The organism is Herbaspirillum sp. 1130 (assembly GCF_017833835.1).
Classification (GTDB): domain Bacteria; phylum Pseudomonadota; class Gammaproteobacteria; order Burkholderiales; family Burkholderiaceae_D; genus Herbaspirillum; species Herbaspirillum huttiense.
Genome location: NZ_JAFICQ010000004.1, coordinates 623,898 through 637,578 on the forward strand (window position 1 = coordinate 623,898; position 13,681 = coordinate 637,578).

At 64.7% G+C, this 13,681-nt stretch carries 15 protein-coding genes; 7 read left to right on the forward strand and 8 right to left on the reverse strand.

The features are described 5' to 3' along the window. Positions 1 to 220 precede the first annotated feature (220 nt). Complete coding sequence (locus tag JOD78_RS20645) at positions 221 to 856, forward strand: LuxR C-terminal-related transcriptional regulator (protein WP_209567534.1); 636 nt, start codon at positions 221 to 223, stop codon at positions 854 to 856. Positions 857 to 927: 71 nt separating this feature from the next. On the opposite strand, the gene JOD78_RS20650 is transcribed toward JOD78_RS20645, so the two are convergent. The 8 genes from JOD78_RS20650 to JOD78_RS20685 form a co-directional block, all read right to left on the reverse strand. Further along, positions 928 to 1,650, reverse strand: a complete 723-nt coding sequence (locus tag JOD78_RS20650) for a GGDEF domain-containing protein (protein ID WP_209567536.1) — start codon at positions 1,648 to 1,650, stop codon at positions 928 to 930. Next, a complete protein-coding gene (locus JOD78_RS20655; protein ID WP_034336874.1) occupies positions 1,650 to 2,039 on the reverse strand; it encodes a DUF1987 domain-containing protein in 390 nt (129 codons plus the stop codon). Before JOD78_RS20655 ends, JOD78_RS20650 begins: the two co-directional genes overlap by 1 nt. Before the next feature lie 28 nt (positions 2,040 to 2,067). Next, positions 2,068 to 2,631 carry a SiaB family protein kinase gene (locus tag JOD78_RS20660; protein WP_034336877.1) on the reverse strand — a complete coding sequence of 188 codons (564 nt, stop codon included), beginning with the start codon at positions 2,629 to 2,631 and terminating at the stop codon, positions 2,068 to 2,070. After that, positions 2,628 to 3,911: a SpoIIE family protein phosphatase gene (locus tag JOD78_RS20665; protein WP_121043631.1), complete on the reverse strand. Its 1,284-nt coding sequence runs from the start codon at positions 3,909 to 3,911 to the stop codon at positions 2,628 to 2,630. Before JOD78_RS20665 ends, JOD78_RS20660 begins: the two co-directional genes overlap by 4 nt. A 133-nt stretch (positions 3,912 to 4,044) precedes the next feature. Next, positions 4,045 to 4,719, reverse strand: a complete 675-nt coding sequence (locus JOD78_RS20670) for a hypothetical protein (RefSeq protein ID WP_209567538.1) — start codon at positions 4,717 to 4,719, stop codon at positions 4,045 to 4,047. A 172-nt stretch (positions 4,720 to 4,891) separates the two neighbouring features. Further along, entirely contained in the window at positions 4,892 to 6,502 is a 1,611-nt protein-coding gene (locus JOD78_RS20675; RefSeq protein WP_121043637.1) for a rhodanese homology domain-containing protein, read from the reverse strand. Beyond that, complete coding sequence (locus JOD78_RS20680; RefSeq protein WP_121043640.1) at positions 6,499 to 7,125, reverse strand: cysteine dioxygenase; 627 nt, start codon at positions 7,123 to 7,125, stop codon at positions 6,499 to 6,501. The genes JOD78_RS20675 and JOD78_RS20680 overlap by 4 nt, the downstream gene beginning before the upstream one ends. A gap of 139 nt (positions 7,126 to 7,264) precedes the next feature. Then, positions 7,265 to 7,843 (reverse strand): OsmC family protein, encoded by a 579-nt coding sequence (locus tag JOD78_RS20685; RefSeq protein WP_121043643.1) that lies wholly within the window; start codon positions 7,841 to 7,843, stop codon positions 7,265 to 7,267. 241 nt (positions 7,844 to 8,084) lie between these two features. Here JOD78_RS20685 and JOD78_RS20690 point away from each other — a divergent pair, with 241 nt between their 5' ends. From JOD78_RS20690 to JOD78_RS20715, 6 genes are all read left to right on the forward strand, one after another. After that, positions 8,085 to 9,143, forward strand: a complete 1,059-nt coding sequence (locus tag JOD78_RS20690) for an ABC transporter substrate-binding protein (RefSeq protein ID WP_166675583.1) — start codon at positions 8,085 to 8,087, stop codon at positions 9,141 to 9,143. A gap of 32 nt (positions 9,144 to 9,175) precedes the next feature. Continuing rightward, positions 9,176 to 10,210, forward strand: a complete 1,035-nt coding sequence (locus JOD78_RS20695) for an ABC transporter permease subunit (RefSeq protein WP_121043646.1) — start codon at positions 9,176 to 9,178, stop codon at positions 10,208 to 10,210. Continuing rightward, positions 10,204 to 11,022, forward strand: a complete 819-nt coding sequence (locus tag JOD78_RS20700; RefSeq protein WP_209567540.1) for an ABC transporter ATP-binding protein — start codon at positions 10,204 to 10,206, stop codon at positions 11,020 to 11,022. Before JOD78_RS20695 ends, JOD78_RS20700 begins: the two co-directional genes overlap by 7 nt. A 3-nt stretch (positions 11,023 to 11,025) precedes the next feature. Continuing rightward, positions 11,026 to 12,192 carry a cytochrome c gene (locus tag JOD78_RS20705; protein WP_209567541.1) on the forward strand — a complete coding sequence of 389 codons (1,167 nt, stop codon included), beginning with the start codon at positions 11,026 to 11,028 and terminating at the stop codon, positions 12,190 to 12,192. A gap of 133 nt (positions 12,193 to 12,325) precedes the next feature. Further along, complete coding sequence (locus JOD78_RS20710) at positions 12,326 to 13,186, forward strand: SDR family oxidoreductase (RefSeq protein ID WP_209567542.1); 861 nt, start codon at positions 12,326 to 12,328, stop codon at positions 13,184 to 13,186. A gap of 133 nt (positions 13,187 to 13,319) precedes the next feature. Continuing rightward, complete coding sequence (locus tag JOD78_RS20715; protein ID WP_121043658.1) at positions 13,320 to 13,679, forward strand: response regulator; 360 nt, start codon at positions 13,320 to 13,322, stop codon at positions 13,677 to 13,679. The last annotated feature ends 2 nt before the right edge of the window (positions 13,680 to 13,681 follow it).

The following is a 13,681-nucleotide window of genomic DNA, read 5'->3' on the forward strand; positions in this document are numbered from 1 at the left end:
CTGCGCCGCAACGCGATATCGAAAAATAACGAGGAAATATCCGAATAAATTTGAATTTACCGGCCTGAATTTCAAGCTTCGTCGACTATTTTCGACATCCCGGTAAAACTGCGTTTTTCTTCCCGCATGTCCTTGTCAACTGCAACAGTTTCCCCGGCAAGGGAGCGGTGAAGCCCATTGAACCCGTTCGATGCGTCCCTATCGGTCAAGGAAGAAAAACATGACAACTGCACATCTCGCTCATATCGTCGGTGGTGAAGATTCTCACGGCGGACCGCTGGTCCGCCTGCTGGAAGCCGCCGGATTCCATGTCGCCCATCACCCCTCGGCCGACCAGTTTCTGCAGCACACCACCGGTACCGCGCGTGGCGGACTGGTTCTGGAAGTCCACATGCAGAACCTCGACGCGCCACGTCTGCGCTCGCTGCTGGATGAACGTGAACTGGGCCGGCCGCTGATCGTCATCACCGGCGCACCGCCGGCCTCCACCCCGGAGGACAAGCGCTACGGCCCGCACGACCCCGGCCAGCGCCTCATGAGCGTTCCGGCCGGCGATGCCGGCACCCAGCCGATGGTGCGCCAGCAGCTGGTGGAAGCCTTCCGCGGGGCGCTGATGCCCTTCGATGAATCGGGCCCGCAGATGCGGCAGCAGCAGGAGCACCACCAGCGGCTCAAGACCCTGACCCGGCGCGAACGTGAAGTGCTGGAACGTCTGGTGAAAGGACGGTTGAACAAGCAGATCGCCGCCGAACTGGGGACCTCGGAACGGACCGTGAAGGCCCATCGCCAGCAGGTCATGCGCAAGATGAACGCGGGCTCGCTGGCCGCGCTGGTGGCGGCGATGACGCGCTACTGAGTGAAGAAAACTGACGGGGCGGCCGATGCCGCCCACTTGCCCTGCCCCTGCTCCATCACGGTCACCGGAGCTCAGCCGGTGACCGACTCCTCCGACTCCACCCGATTGCGTCCACCGCGCTTGGCCTGATACAAGGCCTGGTCGGCGCGCGCGTAGGCTTCCTCGAAATCGCTGCCGGCGGCGGCCCAGGCCACGCCGAAGCTGGAGGTGACCGGACGCGCCGGCAGGCACTGGAAGCGGTCACCGGCAATCGCCTGGCGAATCCGTCCGGCCAGGATCACGGCCTGCTCCAGCGCCACGCCGGACAGCAGGATGGTGAACTCCTCGCCGCCGACGCGCCCGATGACGCCATTGCCTGCCAGCGTGGTGCGCAGGCGCGCGACCAGCTCGCGGATCACCGCATCACCGGCCGGATGGCCGAATTCATCGTTGATGCGCTTGAAGAAATCGATGTCCAGCACGATCAGGGACATCGGAGATTGCTGCAGGATCTGGTGCGCCTGCTCGAACACAGCGCCGCGATTGAGCGCACCCGTGAGATTGTCATGGCGCGCCTTGTAATCGAGCTCATCGCTCAGTTGCTTCAGGCGCGCATTGAGCAGGTTCAGTTCGCGCTCGGTGCGGTCGCTGCGCGAGATCAGGCGGCGGCTCTGGCGCATCAGCTGGCCATAGTGCTGCACCAGTTCTTCCAGCGCCGCACGATGGCTGGCCGGCTCGCTGGCAGGATCGGCCAGCACCGCATTGGCGCGGTGCAGGGCTTCGGCTTCGGCCGCGAAAAGGTCGCCGCCGTGCATCAGCTCTGGACCGCGTGATCGTGGAAGACCAGCGCGGCGAAATCTTCCTGCAGCTCCTGGCCGAATTCGAAGATGGTGTCGTCTTCCTCGTCGTGGTACCAGTTGAGGACCACTTCGGTGCCGCTCTCGGCCTTCTCGTTCAGGGCATCGAAGAGCGAGAACAGCATCTTGGTGCTGGAGCTGTTGAAGTAGGCCAGCGCCACGTTGACGGTGATGGTGCTGCCCTGCTCATCGTCGGCCAGGAAGCGGCGCAAGGTGGTGATGATCTCGCCCCAGAACTGGGCGGCATTCTCGGGATAGGATTCGCCCTTCAGCGAAAGCGTGCGCTGGTCGAAGCGGAAGTCCACTTCGGGAGAGCTGGCGCTGGCGGCGATGAATAAATTGTCCATGGTGTCGTGTGTCAGAGGCAGCGGGCCCTCAGATGGTGGCCCGGAGATAGAAGGTCTGCGCGCCATCGGCGGCGGGCTGGGAGAATTCGAAGTCCAGCGGTGCACTGGCATCGCGCGCCACCGTCAGGAAACCCAGGCCCGCACCCTTGCTGTCGGCCGGTGTTTCGGCGCGCAGCATTTCCTTGTAGGCCGCCTTGATTTCTTCATTGGTCAGCGAGCGCAGGTGTTCCAGCTTCTCGCGCAGCTTGTCGGCCATCTCTGCATCGACCGGATTGGCGCAATGCAGAAAGTAGCGGCCATCGGTCTGGGTGATGTAGACCGCCCCGTGGCGCATTGGCGGCTCTGTGACTTTTCCTTCCTTCTCATGCAGATCTGCCGAGTAGTGCACGATGTTCTGCGCCATCTCGATGAAGGAAGAAAACAATTTGCGCCGGGTCTGCGCCAGCGCGCCGGTATGCTCGGCGCGCAGCTTCACGGCCTCGGCCATGGCGGCGATGATGGTCTGGGAAAAATAGCCGACGTAGTAGAAGACGATGTCGCGCCGTGCGACATAGCTGTGGAACTCCGCCCACTCCTGCTGGATACCGTTCATGCGTGTGTTCCGTGTTGAGAATCTGGTTGAGAGCCTGGCTGCGCGGCATCCAGGCGGACGCCGAAGAAGCAGATGTCGTCACGCCGCCGCTGCGTACCCTGGTAATGCCCGTGGATGTCCATCACCACGCGGCCCAGTGCCGGCATGGCCAGGCTGCCGTGTTCCAGCAGGGTACGGCGCAGGCGCTGCTTGCCGAAGGCGATGTGCTTAGGGCCGCCGATCTGGTCGATCACGCCATCGGTGCAGACGAAGATCATGGACCCCGGCGCCAGGTGCTGGCTGTGGTTGTCCCACTGCATGTCGTCGGGCGTATCGACGTAGCCCAGGCCGACGCGCTTGCCTTCGATGGTCAGCACCTCGGTGCCATCGGCCACCAGCAGGAACAGCGGCATCTTGGCGCTGCTGCTGGTGAGGGTGCGGGTGGCGCTGTCGAACCAGAAGAAGCAGGCATCCATGCCGTCGTCCGATTCGGAGGGCTTGCCGGACTGGCCATGCTGTCCCAGCACGCGCTTCATGCTGCGGTTCACTTCACGCATGAGACGTGCCGGATCATGCGGTCCGTGCAGCTCCAGCGCCTGCTTCAGTGACGACGAAGCGATCAGGGTCAGGAAGGCGCCCGGCACGCCATGGCCGGTGCAATCCGCGACCGCAGCAAACCAGCCGCCGGGATGCGGTTCGAAATGATAGAAGTCGCCGCCGACCACATCGCGCGGTTCCCACACCAGGCAGGCATCGGCCAGCGCCTCGGTCATGGCCGCGCGCGAGGCGCTCAGCATGGCGCGCTGGATCACGCTGGCGTAGTCGATGCTTTGCATGACCTGGCGATTCTTCTCTTCCTGCATCGCCACCAGTTCGCGCATCAGGGCCAGGCCCGCACCGAGCCCGGCCAGCTGGCCCTGGTCGACGATGATGAAACCATCGGCCAGGGTCTTGTCGCCCGAGGCCACGGCCAGCGCACCCAGAGTTTCGATGGGGGTATCGGCTTCGACGATGAGGGGGTCCTTGTCCATGAACGCGATGCAGCTCTTGCGCTCGTAGAGCTCGCGGTGATACGGCTTGGACATCTGGGACATGAAGATGTGGCGGCTGATGAGCCCGATGGGCCGCTGCCGCTCCACCACTGGCAGGCTCACCAGCTCCTTGTGCTGGCCGAAGATCTCCAGGACGGTAGCGTTGTTCTCATCGAACTGCACCACCGGCACCTGGACCGCCAGCGCTCCCGCTGTCGGTTGGAACAACTTGCTCCCTGTCGCCGGAGTCAGACTGAAATGACTTTCCACCGTGCTCGCCCGCGTCGTGATTTTTGGATAGACCGCGGATCATATTTCATTCCTGTGACAACAATGTGACGCTGTTGAGCGACAAGTTATCTTGCAAACGAGACGGACAGTCTCATCGCATCGCAATCCGCGTTCACGGCTTGCACTGCAAATGGCGAGTGACCGTTTCCCACTGCGCGTGCCAACCAGCGAGATCGGCGCAACGCCAATGCACCAGCGACTGGATGCTCGACTGCAGATGAATCAGCGGATCGGCCAAAATCGGTTCGTGATGTGCGATACGGTTGCGGAACCTGCGCAAGCGCTCCAGTTCCGTGTGAATTACCTGCCGCGCTTGTGCGGGCCGAAGCGGATGCGGAAAATTGGGAAAGCAATGCAGGATCTGACTGTCCCAGATACGTCCTTGATAGCGCACGGTGAACAGATGGCACCAGAAAGCGAACCTGAGCTCGGCGATGACCTTGCCTGTGGCACCGCTCTGCATTTTGCCCCGCGCACGCATCAACTCGGACTGCGGCTGAAAATGCGGTCCTTTGGGATTGGGCAGGCTGCGCTCGAAGTTACGATTCCATGGCCAGTCCTTCCCATAAATACTGCAAAGGGCGCTGTCCACGGCATTTCTGACAGTGACCTCGCACACGTGCAATGACGCAAAGAAGGCCGCAGACATCAAGGCATGCCAGCTGTACTTGTCGATAGGATGGGTATTGGTGGAGAAGCCCGCCGCGCCCTGAAAGGTTGCCAGTCGGGTGGCTGAAAGCGCGCCGATGATGTTGTCGATTTGCGATGCCGTCAAGGTATTGCCCATGTTCCATCTTCCTATCCGTTGGCGCGTGTGCTACCATTTTTCGGTGAGCTTGTGGACACGCGGGCGTCAGCCTCCCCCACAGGACAGATGATATGGAACACGGCCCACTTCGGTGGGCCGTTTTTCATATCAAGCTTGAACGATCAAATTTCTTCCAGACGACTCGCGTTCTTCAGATCACGAAGAACCCATGCGTCCCATCCCTCCCCAATTGTTCCACCAAGCCGAATTCCCAATCGAGATAAGCCTGCATGGCGCTGGCCGCATTGTCGGTCCCTTCATAGGGACGACGATAGCGGTCGATGCGCGATGACAGCAGATGGGTCTCGCCTTTCTCCAGTGGCAGACCGGCCTGTGACCAGGCCGCATTGCCGCCCTCCAGCAGGAACACCGGCTGGCTCACCAGCGCCTGCAGGTCCGGCACCGCAAACTGCGCCAGCAAGGCGCTGCCGCACGTGATCACGAAACGCGTGGCCGAGGGGAAGCGGCGCGCTGCCGCCGCAATCTCCGAGCGCAGCACAAACCAGGCACCCGGAACATGTCCGGCCACATAGCGCGCGCTCAGAGCCACATCCAGCACCACCGTGCCATCATTGGCCTGCAGCCAGCGCTGCAGCTGCTGCGCGCTGATGCGCTGCTCGGGCCGCAGTGCCGCCACCGGCAGCTCGCGCGGGGCGTCGCCGCTGACCGTGAAATCGGCCGCCGTCACGCCGTCGACCACAAATACTTCCCACGCCATCTGTGCCAGCCATGAGGCAGTCATGTCAGCACGCACGCCATCGTCATCCACCAGCACGATGCGAGCACCACGCACGGGGGCATTCATCTCGGTCTCCTGCACCAGCTGCCCGCCAGGCGCGGAGAGGAAGCCCGGCAGATGTCCGGATCGGTATTGCTCGGGCGTCCGTACATCGAAACGGTAGACGGTGCGGTCCGGCTGTGCCAGGTCACCCAGGCGTGCCAGTGCAATGCGCTTGACGCCCGCACGATCAGCCACGCTGCGCGCCTGCCGACGCGCCTGTTCACGCTGGCTGGCCTCGACCGTTTCCGGGAAGCGGCGTGCCTGCCCGTGTTCCAGCGTCTGCCCCGCCAACGTCCAGCCGATGGTGCCATTGCGCAATGCATGGACCGGATTGGGCAGCCCGGCATTGACCAGCGACTGCGTACCGATGATGCTGCGCGTACGGCCTGCACAGTTGACGATCACGCGCGTCCTGGGATCGGGCGCAATGGCGGGCAGGCGCAGCACCAGCTCGGCACCGGGCACGCTGATGGAACCGGGGATGTTCATGTTCTGGTATTCGTCGAAGCGGCGCGCATCGACCACCACCACGTCTTGACCGCTGTCGAGCAGGGCCTTGACCTCTTCGGCCGCCAGCGACGGTGTATGACGCTTCGATTCGACCAGTTCGCCAAAGGCCTTGCTGGGCACGTTGACGTCCTGGAACAGCTCGCCCCCGGCCTCGCGCCAGCCCCGCACGCCACCGGCCAGCACGCTCACGCGCGTGTAGCCGAGCGCACGCAGGCGCAGGGCGGCGCGGACCGCCAGGCCTTCGCCATCATCGAGCGTGACGATGCGGACATCGCGGCGCGGCAGCCGGGCAAAGGCATTCAACTCCAGATGCGAGAACGGAAAATTGGCGGCAAACAGCGGATGGGATTGCGCATGCGGCGCTTCCTCGCGCACGTCGAGCAGGGCGATTTCCTCGCGCGCCAGCAAGGCGGCGCGGACTTCAGCATAGGAACTCACGGGCAGGGAAGCAGTAGCGTGTTCTTGACTCATGGTGTGGCAGCGTCGGTGGACTGGTCCCAGATATTGGGCAAGGTGGAATTGGAATAACCGGAGATGAACGGCACCCGCCGTCCATCGGGATGGTAGACGGAACGCCGCACGGCACCGATGTTGGCACCATAGACGTGGATGCTGATCGAGACCTGGTCGGCAAAGGCATTGCTGACCTGATGCACATCGTGCAGCGGTGGCAGATCCGGCGACACCGCCTCGACCTGCCCGGCCTGCAACAGCGCGCGTTCCCCCACGGGCTGCAGCTGCTGCTCCTGCCAGGCGAAGGACTGCGCATGCTCGGCCCCGCGCAGCACGCCGATCAAACCCCAGACCGTGTGGTCATGTATGGGTGTGCGCTGGCCCGGCCCCCATACAAAGCTCACCACCGAGAAACGCTGCGCCGAATCGGCATGCAGCAGGAACTGCTGGTAGCGCTCGGGATGCGGCTGGGCATAGGCATCCGGCAGCCAGTCATCGTGGGCCACCAGGTTGCGCAGCAAGGCAGCGCCGCCATGCAGGATGGCGGCCTGGTCAGCACGCGCATCGAGCAGCCCGGCAAACCCGGTCACGAACTCGCGCAAGCGCCAGAGCTGCCGGGTGGATGAATCGGGTGTGGACATGTCTCCCTCTCTGTGGACAACGGATGGCTGCGGTCCGCAGCAACCGGTCTGCGCCGGCTCAGACCCAGACTATAAATCATTTGCGCCATGCGCTTGCGACCCGCCCTGCACGGCGTCGCCAGCGCAGGCAGGCGGCGTTTCAGGCGATGACGTTTTCTGCACCATGACCGCCGGCCTTGGCCTCGGCGGCCTCGGTCTGGCGATGGCGCACTTCGGCACGGATCTGCTGCGGGTTCCTCAACAGATTGAGGATGGGGCAAGTCGCCTCCACGGCTTCAAACAGGGCTTGCACTTCCTCCTTTGACGCGGGCGAGTCGAGATGCACCACATAGCCGATGTCATGCGGCCAGACCGGAATGTCTTCATGGCCGGGACGGCCGCCGCGCGGGTCGATGCGGCCGCTGACTTCCACCTCCAGCGAATCGATGGGGACCTGCCGGTGTGCTGCCTGGATCAGGAAGATGTGGGTAACGCACGAACCCAGCACGCCCAGTTGCAGCTCCGGCGAACTCGGCCCCAGGTTGTAGCCGGCGAAGTCCGGCGGGCTGTCGCTGATGACCTGGTGGTCGCGGATGCGGATGCGGCGCACGCCGCTGCGGCCCTCGGCGCTCACGCGCGCAGCCAGCTGGTTGGGGCCGGCATTGCCGGCCGCGATCAGGGCTTCACGCGCCAGCACGGCACTGCGTTTTTCACTCAGGTAATGGTTCAGGGATGTCATGGCGTCCTCCTGCAGGCAAGGGTGGATGAGGCGAAAAAAGGCAGCCAGTGTCCCGCCACGCCACGGCCGCGAGCAAGGAAGCAATCCGCATATCGATAGCCATTTCCTGTCGCATATCCATTGTCGATCTTGTTCGTTTGCGATCACGCGGCGCTATTGCATATTGGCGTTCTTACAAAGCTGGGCTTGCATTGTCCATGCCGGTCCCAGCCCTTCCTTCCATTTGCGGAGCCACGCCACCATGACCCAAGACATCCTGCTGCCCGACCAAGACCTCCACGCCGATCTCGCCAGCCCCAAACGCCGCAGCCTGCTGCGTGCCGGTGGCGGTGCCGCGCTGGCCGCACTGACCGGTGTGGGCGGCACGCTGGCGGCCAGCCAGGCCTGGTCGGCCGGCCCGCCACAGAAGGTCACCTTCGCCTGGAGCCAGGTCGCCTTCTGCCTCTCGCCGGTGGTGGTGGCGCAAGAAAAGGGCTTCTTCGAAAAGAACAACCTGCAGGTGGAATTGCTGAACTGGGGCGGCTCCACCGACCAGCTGCTCGAAGCCCTGGCCACCGGCAAGGCCGACGTCGGCGTGGGGCTGATCCACCGCTGGCTCAAGCCGCTGGAATCGGGCTTCGACGTCAAGGTGATCGGCTCGGCCCACGGCGGCTGCCTGCGCATGCTGGGCGTCAAGGAGGCAGGTGTCTCGGACTGGAAGCAGCTCAAGGGCAAGACCATTGGCGTCTCCGACATCAACAGCCCGGCCAAGAATTTCTTTGCCATCCACCTGGCCAAGCGCGGCGTGAACGTGGAGAAGGACGTCGAGTGGCGCGTCTATCCGGCCGACCTGCTGGACGTGGCCGTCAAGAAGGGCGAAGTGCAGGCCATCGCCGACGGCGACCCCAATCTCTACCTGATCGAAAAGCGCAATCGCGGCGTCTTCGCCGAGATCGGCAACAACGCCAAGGGCGAATACCAGGACAAGATCTGCTGCATCACCGGTGCGCGTGGCGAGTTCGTGCGCAACAACCGGCCGGCGGCCGCAGCCGTGGTGCGCGCCATCATCCAGGCCTCGGACTACGTGGCGGAAAACCCCAACGAAGCCGCCAAGCTCTACGCCAAATATTCTCCCAAGATTCCGGTGGAAGACCTGCGCGCCCTGCTCACCGACCTCACCTATCACAACCACCCGACCGGCACCGTGCTGCGCTCCGAAGTCGAATACTTCGCGCGTGACTTCCACACCGCAGGCGTGCTCAAGAAGAGCACCGATCCGGCGCGCTTCGCCAATCACGTGACGGTCGATGTACTGGCCTGATCGCCAGCCCGCCCTCTACAACGGAGCATGAAATGACTACCACCACTGATCACCTGCCCGGGCAAGCTGGCGCTGCGCCGCAAGCGGCCGCCCTGCAACGCGTTGCGCGCCTGAATCTATGGCGCGGCGGCCTGCTGGCTGCCGTCACCTGGCTGGCACTGGGCACGCTGGTGCTGCAATGGCCGAACAAGGAAGTCGGCTTTTCCGACTGGGCCTATACCGATGAATTCGGCGTGGCGGCGCTGACGGTGGCCGCAGTGCTGGCCCTGCTGTCGGTGGGCGGCCCGTGGACGGCGCGCGTGGTGTTCCTGCTGCGTCCGGCGGCACAATGGCTGATCGCCCTGCCGCTGCTGCTGGGCGTGTGGGAAATCCTCACCGCCAAGCTGGGCGTGCTGCCCACGCCCTTCTTCGCCCCGCCGCAAGCGCTCATCGAAGTCTATGGCGAGGACTGGCCGCGCCTGGGTCTGTCCACCGCGCATTCGCTGCGGCTGCTGGCGCACGGCTTTGCCAGCGGTGCCACGGTCGGCTTCGTGGTCGGCGTATGGATAGGCTGGTCGCGCATCGCCGGTTACTGGGTGCATCCGGTGCTGCGCTTCCTGGGTCCGGTACCGGCCTCGGCGCTACTGCCGCTGGCCTTCTTCTTCGCACCCTCCAGCTATGCCGCCGCGGTGTTCCTGATCGCACTGGCCAGCTTCTTCCCGATTGCCGTGCTCACGTGGTCGGGCGTGGCCGCCGTCAGCAAGAGCTACTACGACGTGGCCCGCACGCTGGGCGCGTCGGAACGCTTCCTGGTGCTGCGGGTCGCGATTCCGGCGGCACTGCCGCAGGTCTTCGTCGGACTCTTCATGGGACTGGGCGCGGCCTTCTCGGTGCTGGTCACCGCCGAGATGATGGGCGTGAAAGCCGGGCTGGGCTGGTACCTGCAATGGGCCCAGGGCTGGGCCGCCTACAGCAACATGTATGCGGCGCTGTTCGTGATGGCCATCCTGTGCTCGGGACTCATCACGCTCTTGTTCAAGGTCCGCGATCACGCCCTGTCGTGGCAGAAAGGCACCGTCAAATGGTAAGCATCACTTCTCCCGCCGCCGTCCCTGCGGCCACTGCGGAGGCCGGCGTGACCGGCGCGCAGATCGATATCGAACAGGTCAGCCACTGGTTCGAGCGCAAGGGCGGGCAAGGTCCGCTGCAAGTGCTGGACGAGGTTTCGCTCAAGGTTGCGCCCGGCGAATTCGTCGCCCTGCTCGGTCCCAGCGGTTGCGGCAAGTCCACCCTGCTGCGCCTGGTGGCCGGGCTGGAACCGGCCACGGCCGGCCACATCCGGCAAGACGGCCAGCCCATCACCCGGCCTGATCCCTCGCGCATCGTGGTGTTCCAGGACCCGACGCTCTATCCCTGGCGCACCGTCTGGGACAACGTCGCCCTGGGCCTGCAGGCACGCGGCCTGCTCAAGCAGCAGCGCCATCGCGTGGACGATGCGCTCACGCTGGTGGGCCTGGAGGAATTCGCCGATGTCTTCCCGCATCAGCTCTCCGGCGGCATGGCCCAGCGCGTGGCCTTGGCGCGGGCGCTGGTCAATGCTCCGCAACTGCTGATCCTGGATGAGCCGCTGGGCAAGCTGGACTCGCTCACGCGCCTGTCCATGCAGAGCGAACTGGTGGCGCTGTGGCAGCGGCGCGGTTTCTCTTCGCTGCTGGTGACGCACGATGTGGAAGAGGCGCTGTTCCTGGCGCAGCGGGTCATCATCTTCGGCCAGCGGCCGGCCGCCATCCGCGCCGAGATCCAGGTCGACCTGCCCTACCCGCGCCATCGCGGCGATCCGAAGCTGGCGCAGTTGCGCCACGAAGCCTTGCGCCACCTGGGCCTGGATGCCAGCTGGTAAGCGATGTCGTGGACGGATAGCCTGCAGCTCGATTGGGAAGCCTGCATCAACCTGATCCTGCAGACCATGCAGGCATTGCAGCTAGGCCTGTTGCAGTTGCTGGGCTGGCTGCATCTGGTGCCGACCATCGATGGCCAGCCGGCCTGGCCCTTTGCACTGCGCCTGTCCGGCGAAGTGATGTTGATCGACCGCAACGTGGTGCGCGCCCTGCTCGCCGCGCTGGCCTGGCAGGGCGCAGCCTTGCTGTTGCTGGCCCTGGCCTGGCGCTGGCGGCGCGGCCGCTGGCCGCTGCTGGGCGTCGCCGTGGCGCTGGGCTGGTGCGCGCCGTGGCCCGATGCCGCGCTGCTCACCACGGCGGCCACGCCGACCAGTTTCCAGACCTCTCCTGCGCCTTTTTCAGCCACCAGCATCGTGCGCGGTGAGCAAGTCTATGCACGCCATTGCCTGGCCTGCCATGGCGCCGATGGACGCGGCAACACGCCCCTTGCCCTGTCGCTGCCGATCGCCCCGCCCAACCTGTCCAGTGGCTTGCTGTGGCGGCGTTTCGACGGCGACCTCTACTGGAGCCTGCGTCATGGCAAGGGCAGCATGCCCGGCTATGCCGAGCGCCTGAGCGTGACCGAGCGCTGGGACCTGATCGATTTCATGAAAGCCAATGCCGCCGGCGTGGCGGCCCGCGAGACCGGCACCTGGCCGCGTCCGGTGGCCCTGCCCGACCTGGCGCTGGATTGCCGCCGCGCTGGCGTGACGCATGCACGGCAATGGCAGGGCCAGCGCATCCGGCTGGTGGTGGCCGGGACCAGTGCACCGGCGGAAGACCCTCGGCTGCAATCGGTGCTGCTGGGCAGCGACGGGCGTGCACCGCGCAGTGCGGTCGGCACCATCGATTGCGCCAGCCATGACGCCAGCGCCTTGCGCGCCATCGCCATCCTCACGGGTCTGACGGTGTCGCAATTGCCCGGTACCGAACTGATCGCCGACCGCGACGGCTGGCTGCGTGCGCGCAGCAGCGACGGGGCCTGGTCGCAGAGCGACATGCTGTGCCGCTCTCCCCTGGCAGGCGCGGCGGCCAAACCCGCCAATGCAGAAGCGGCCGGCGGCATCGACCAGCTCATCGCTGCCATGGATGCCGAACCGGTACGCTTCATCAAGGGTGGCTTCGTGCATTAGCGGCCGGCACGCACCTCATCTTCAGCCTCTCCGTCATCACCGTCAGTGAGCGGCCGTACCCACATCACGGTGCGGGACTACAGACCGGCTCGTATGGACTTTTTACTATTAGAACCCATACATGGAGGACAGCATGAGCGATACCAAACCCGAAGGCCTTCCGCCCCAGCACCAAGCCCATCAACCCGGCAGCGAACAAGAGATGCACCCGCGCCCGCACAGCGCACCGGCCGGCCAACCCGGACGGCGGCTGGCAGGCAAGGTCGCGCTCATCACGGGCGGCGACAGCGGCATTGGCCGTGCCGTGGCGCTGGCGTATGCGCGCGAAGGGGCAAAGCTGGCCATCGTCTATCTGGATGAGGAAGAGGATGCGCGACTGACCCAGAAAGACATCCAGGCCATGGATGCACCCTGCCTGCTGATCCCGGGCGACGTCGGTTCGCCGGAGTTCTGCCGCAGCGCCGTGCGGTCCGTGATGGATGCCTATGGAAGGCTGGACGTGCTGGTCAACAATGCGGCCCAGCAGTATCCGGCCCAGAGCATCGAGCAGATCTCGGCCGAGCAGCTTGAGCACACGTTCCGCACCAACATCTTCTCGATGTTCTATCTGGTCAAGGAAGCCATGCCCTTCCTCACGCGGGGCGCGCGCATCATCAACACCACCTCGGTGACCGCGTATCGCGGCAGCAAGCATCTGGTGGACTATGCCGCCACCAAGGGCGCCATCGTGGCCTTCACGCGTTCGCTGTCGCAGCAGCTGGCACCGGCCGGCATCCACGTCAATGCAGTGGCACCGGGGCCGATCTGGACGCCCCTGATTCCCGCCAGTTTCAGTGAGGAAGAAGTGGCCAGCTTCGGCAAGAACGTGCCGCTGGGACGGCCGGGACAGCCCGATGAGGTGGCACCGGCCTATGTCTTTCTTGCCACCGAAGGCGCCTCCTACATGACCGGTCAGGTGCTGCATCCCAATGGCGGGGAGATCGTCAATACCTGAGCTTGTCTGCAGGCATTGCCTCAAGCTGTCCCTACATGCAGGGACGGCGGGTTGCCTCAGGAAAACCCCGATGGCAGCCATGTTGCCGCCGGTGCATGATGAGCTTGCCCCATGACTTCGCGAGAGTCCACTCATGCACAAGACCGCCCTGATCGCTACCACCCAGCCCGAAGTCAGCCGTGCGCTGACCGAATGGCTGGCCATCAACGACATCGACATCCAGATCGCCAGCAGCGGCACTGACGCCATCGAGCACATTGCCCTGGACCGCCCTGACGTGGTGCTGGCCCAGCTGGCCATGGAAGGCATGAGCGGCCTGCGTCTGGCGCATTACCTCAAGGCGCAGGAGCAGCTGGCCGACGTGCCGGTGATCCTGCTGTGCCGCGATGAGCGCGAGATGGATCTGGTCAAGGGCAAGTGGCCGGCTTTTCTCTGTGCCGGCGCGCTGCATCCCGCCCTCATCTCCGAACTGAAGCGCGAGCTGGTCAACTGAAA

Excerpts from the sequence above, each read along its gene's own strand:
- JOD78_RS20645 (WP_209567534.1), top strand. The coding sequence starts at position 221 with ATGACAACTGCACATCTCGCTCATATCGTCGGTGGTGAAGATTCTCAC.
- JOD78_RS20650 (WP_209567536.1), bottom strand. The coding sequence starts at position 1,650 with ATGCACGGCGGCGACCTTTTCGCGGCCGAAGCCGAAGCCCTGCACCGC.
- JOD78_RS20655 (WP_034336874.1), bottom strand. The coding sequence starts at position 2,039 with ATGGACAATTTATTCATCGCCGCCAGCGCCAGCTCTCCCGAAGTGGAC.
- JOD78_RS20660 (WP_034336877.1), bottom strand. The coding sequence starts at position 2,631 with ATGAACGGTATCCAGCAGGAGTGGGCGGAGTTCCACAGCTATGTCGCA.
- JOD78_RS20670 (WP_209567538.1), bottom strand. The coding sequence starts at position 4,719 with ATGGGCAATACCTTGACGGCATCGCAAATCGACAACATCATCGGCGCG.
- JOD78_RS20675 (WP_121043637.1), bottom strand. The coding sequence starts at position 6,502 with ATGAGTCAAGAACACGCTACTGCTTCCCTGCCCGTGAGTTCCTATGCT.
- JOD78_RS20680 (WP_121043640.1), bottom strand. The coding sequence starts at position 7,125 with ATGTCCACACCCGATTCATCCACCCGGCAGCTCTGGCGCTTGCGCGAG.
- JOD78_RS20685 (WP_121043643.1), bottom strand. The coding sequence starts at position 7,843 with ATGACATCCCTGAACCATTACCTGAGTGAAAAACGCAGTGCCGTGCTG.
- JOD78_RS20690 (WP_166675583.1), top strand. The coding sequence starts at position 8,085 with ATGACCCAAGACATCCTGCTGCCCGACCAAGACCTCCACGCCGATCTC.
- JOD78_RS20695 (WP_121043646.1), top strand. The coding sequence starts at position 9,176 with ATGACTACCACCACTGATCACCTGCCCGGGCAAGCTGGCGCTGCGCCG.
- JOD78_RS20700 (WP_209567540.1), top strand. The coding sequence starts at position 10,204 with ATGGTAAGCATCACTTCTCCCGCCGCCGTCCCTGCGGCCACTGCGGAG.
- JOD78_RS20705 (WP_209567541.1), top strand. The coding sequence starts at position 11,026 with ATGTCGTGGACGGATAGCCTGCAGCTCGATTGGGAAGCCTGCATCAAC.
- JOD78_RS20710 (WP_209567542.1), top strand. The coding sequence starts at position 12,326 with ATGAGCGATACCAAACCCGAAGGCCTTCCGCCCCAGCACCAAGCCCAT.
- JOD78_RS20715 (WP_121043658.1), top strand. The coding sequence starts at position 13,320 with ATGCACAAGACCGCCCTGATCGCTACCACCCAGCCCGAAGTCAGCCGT.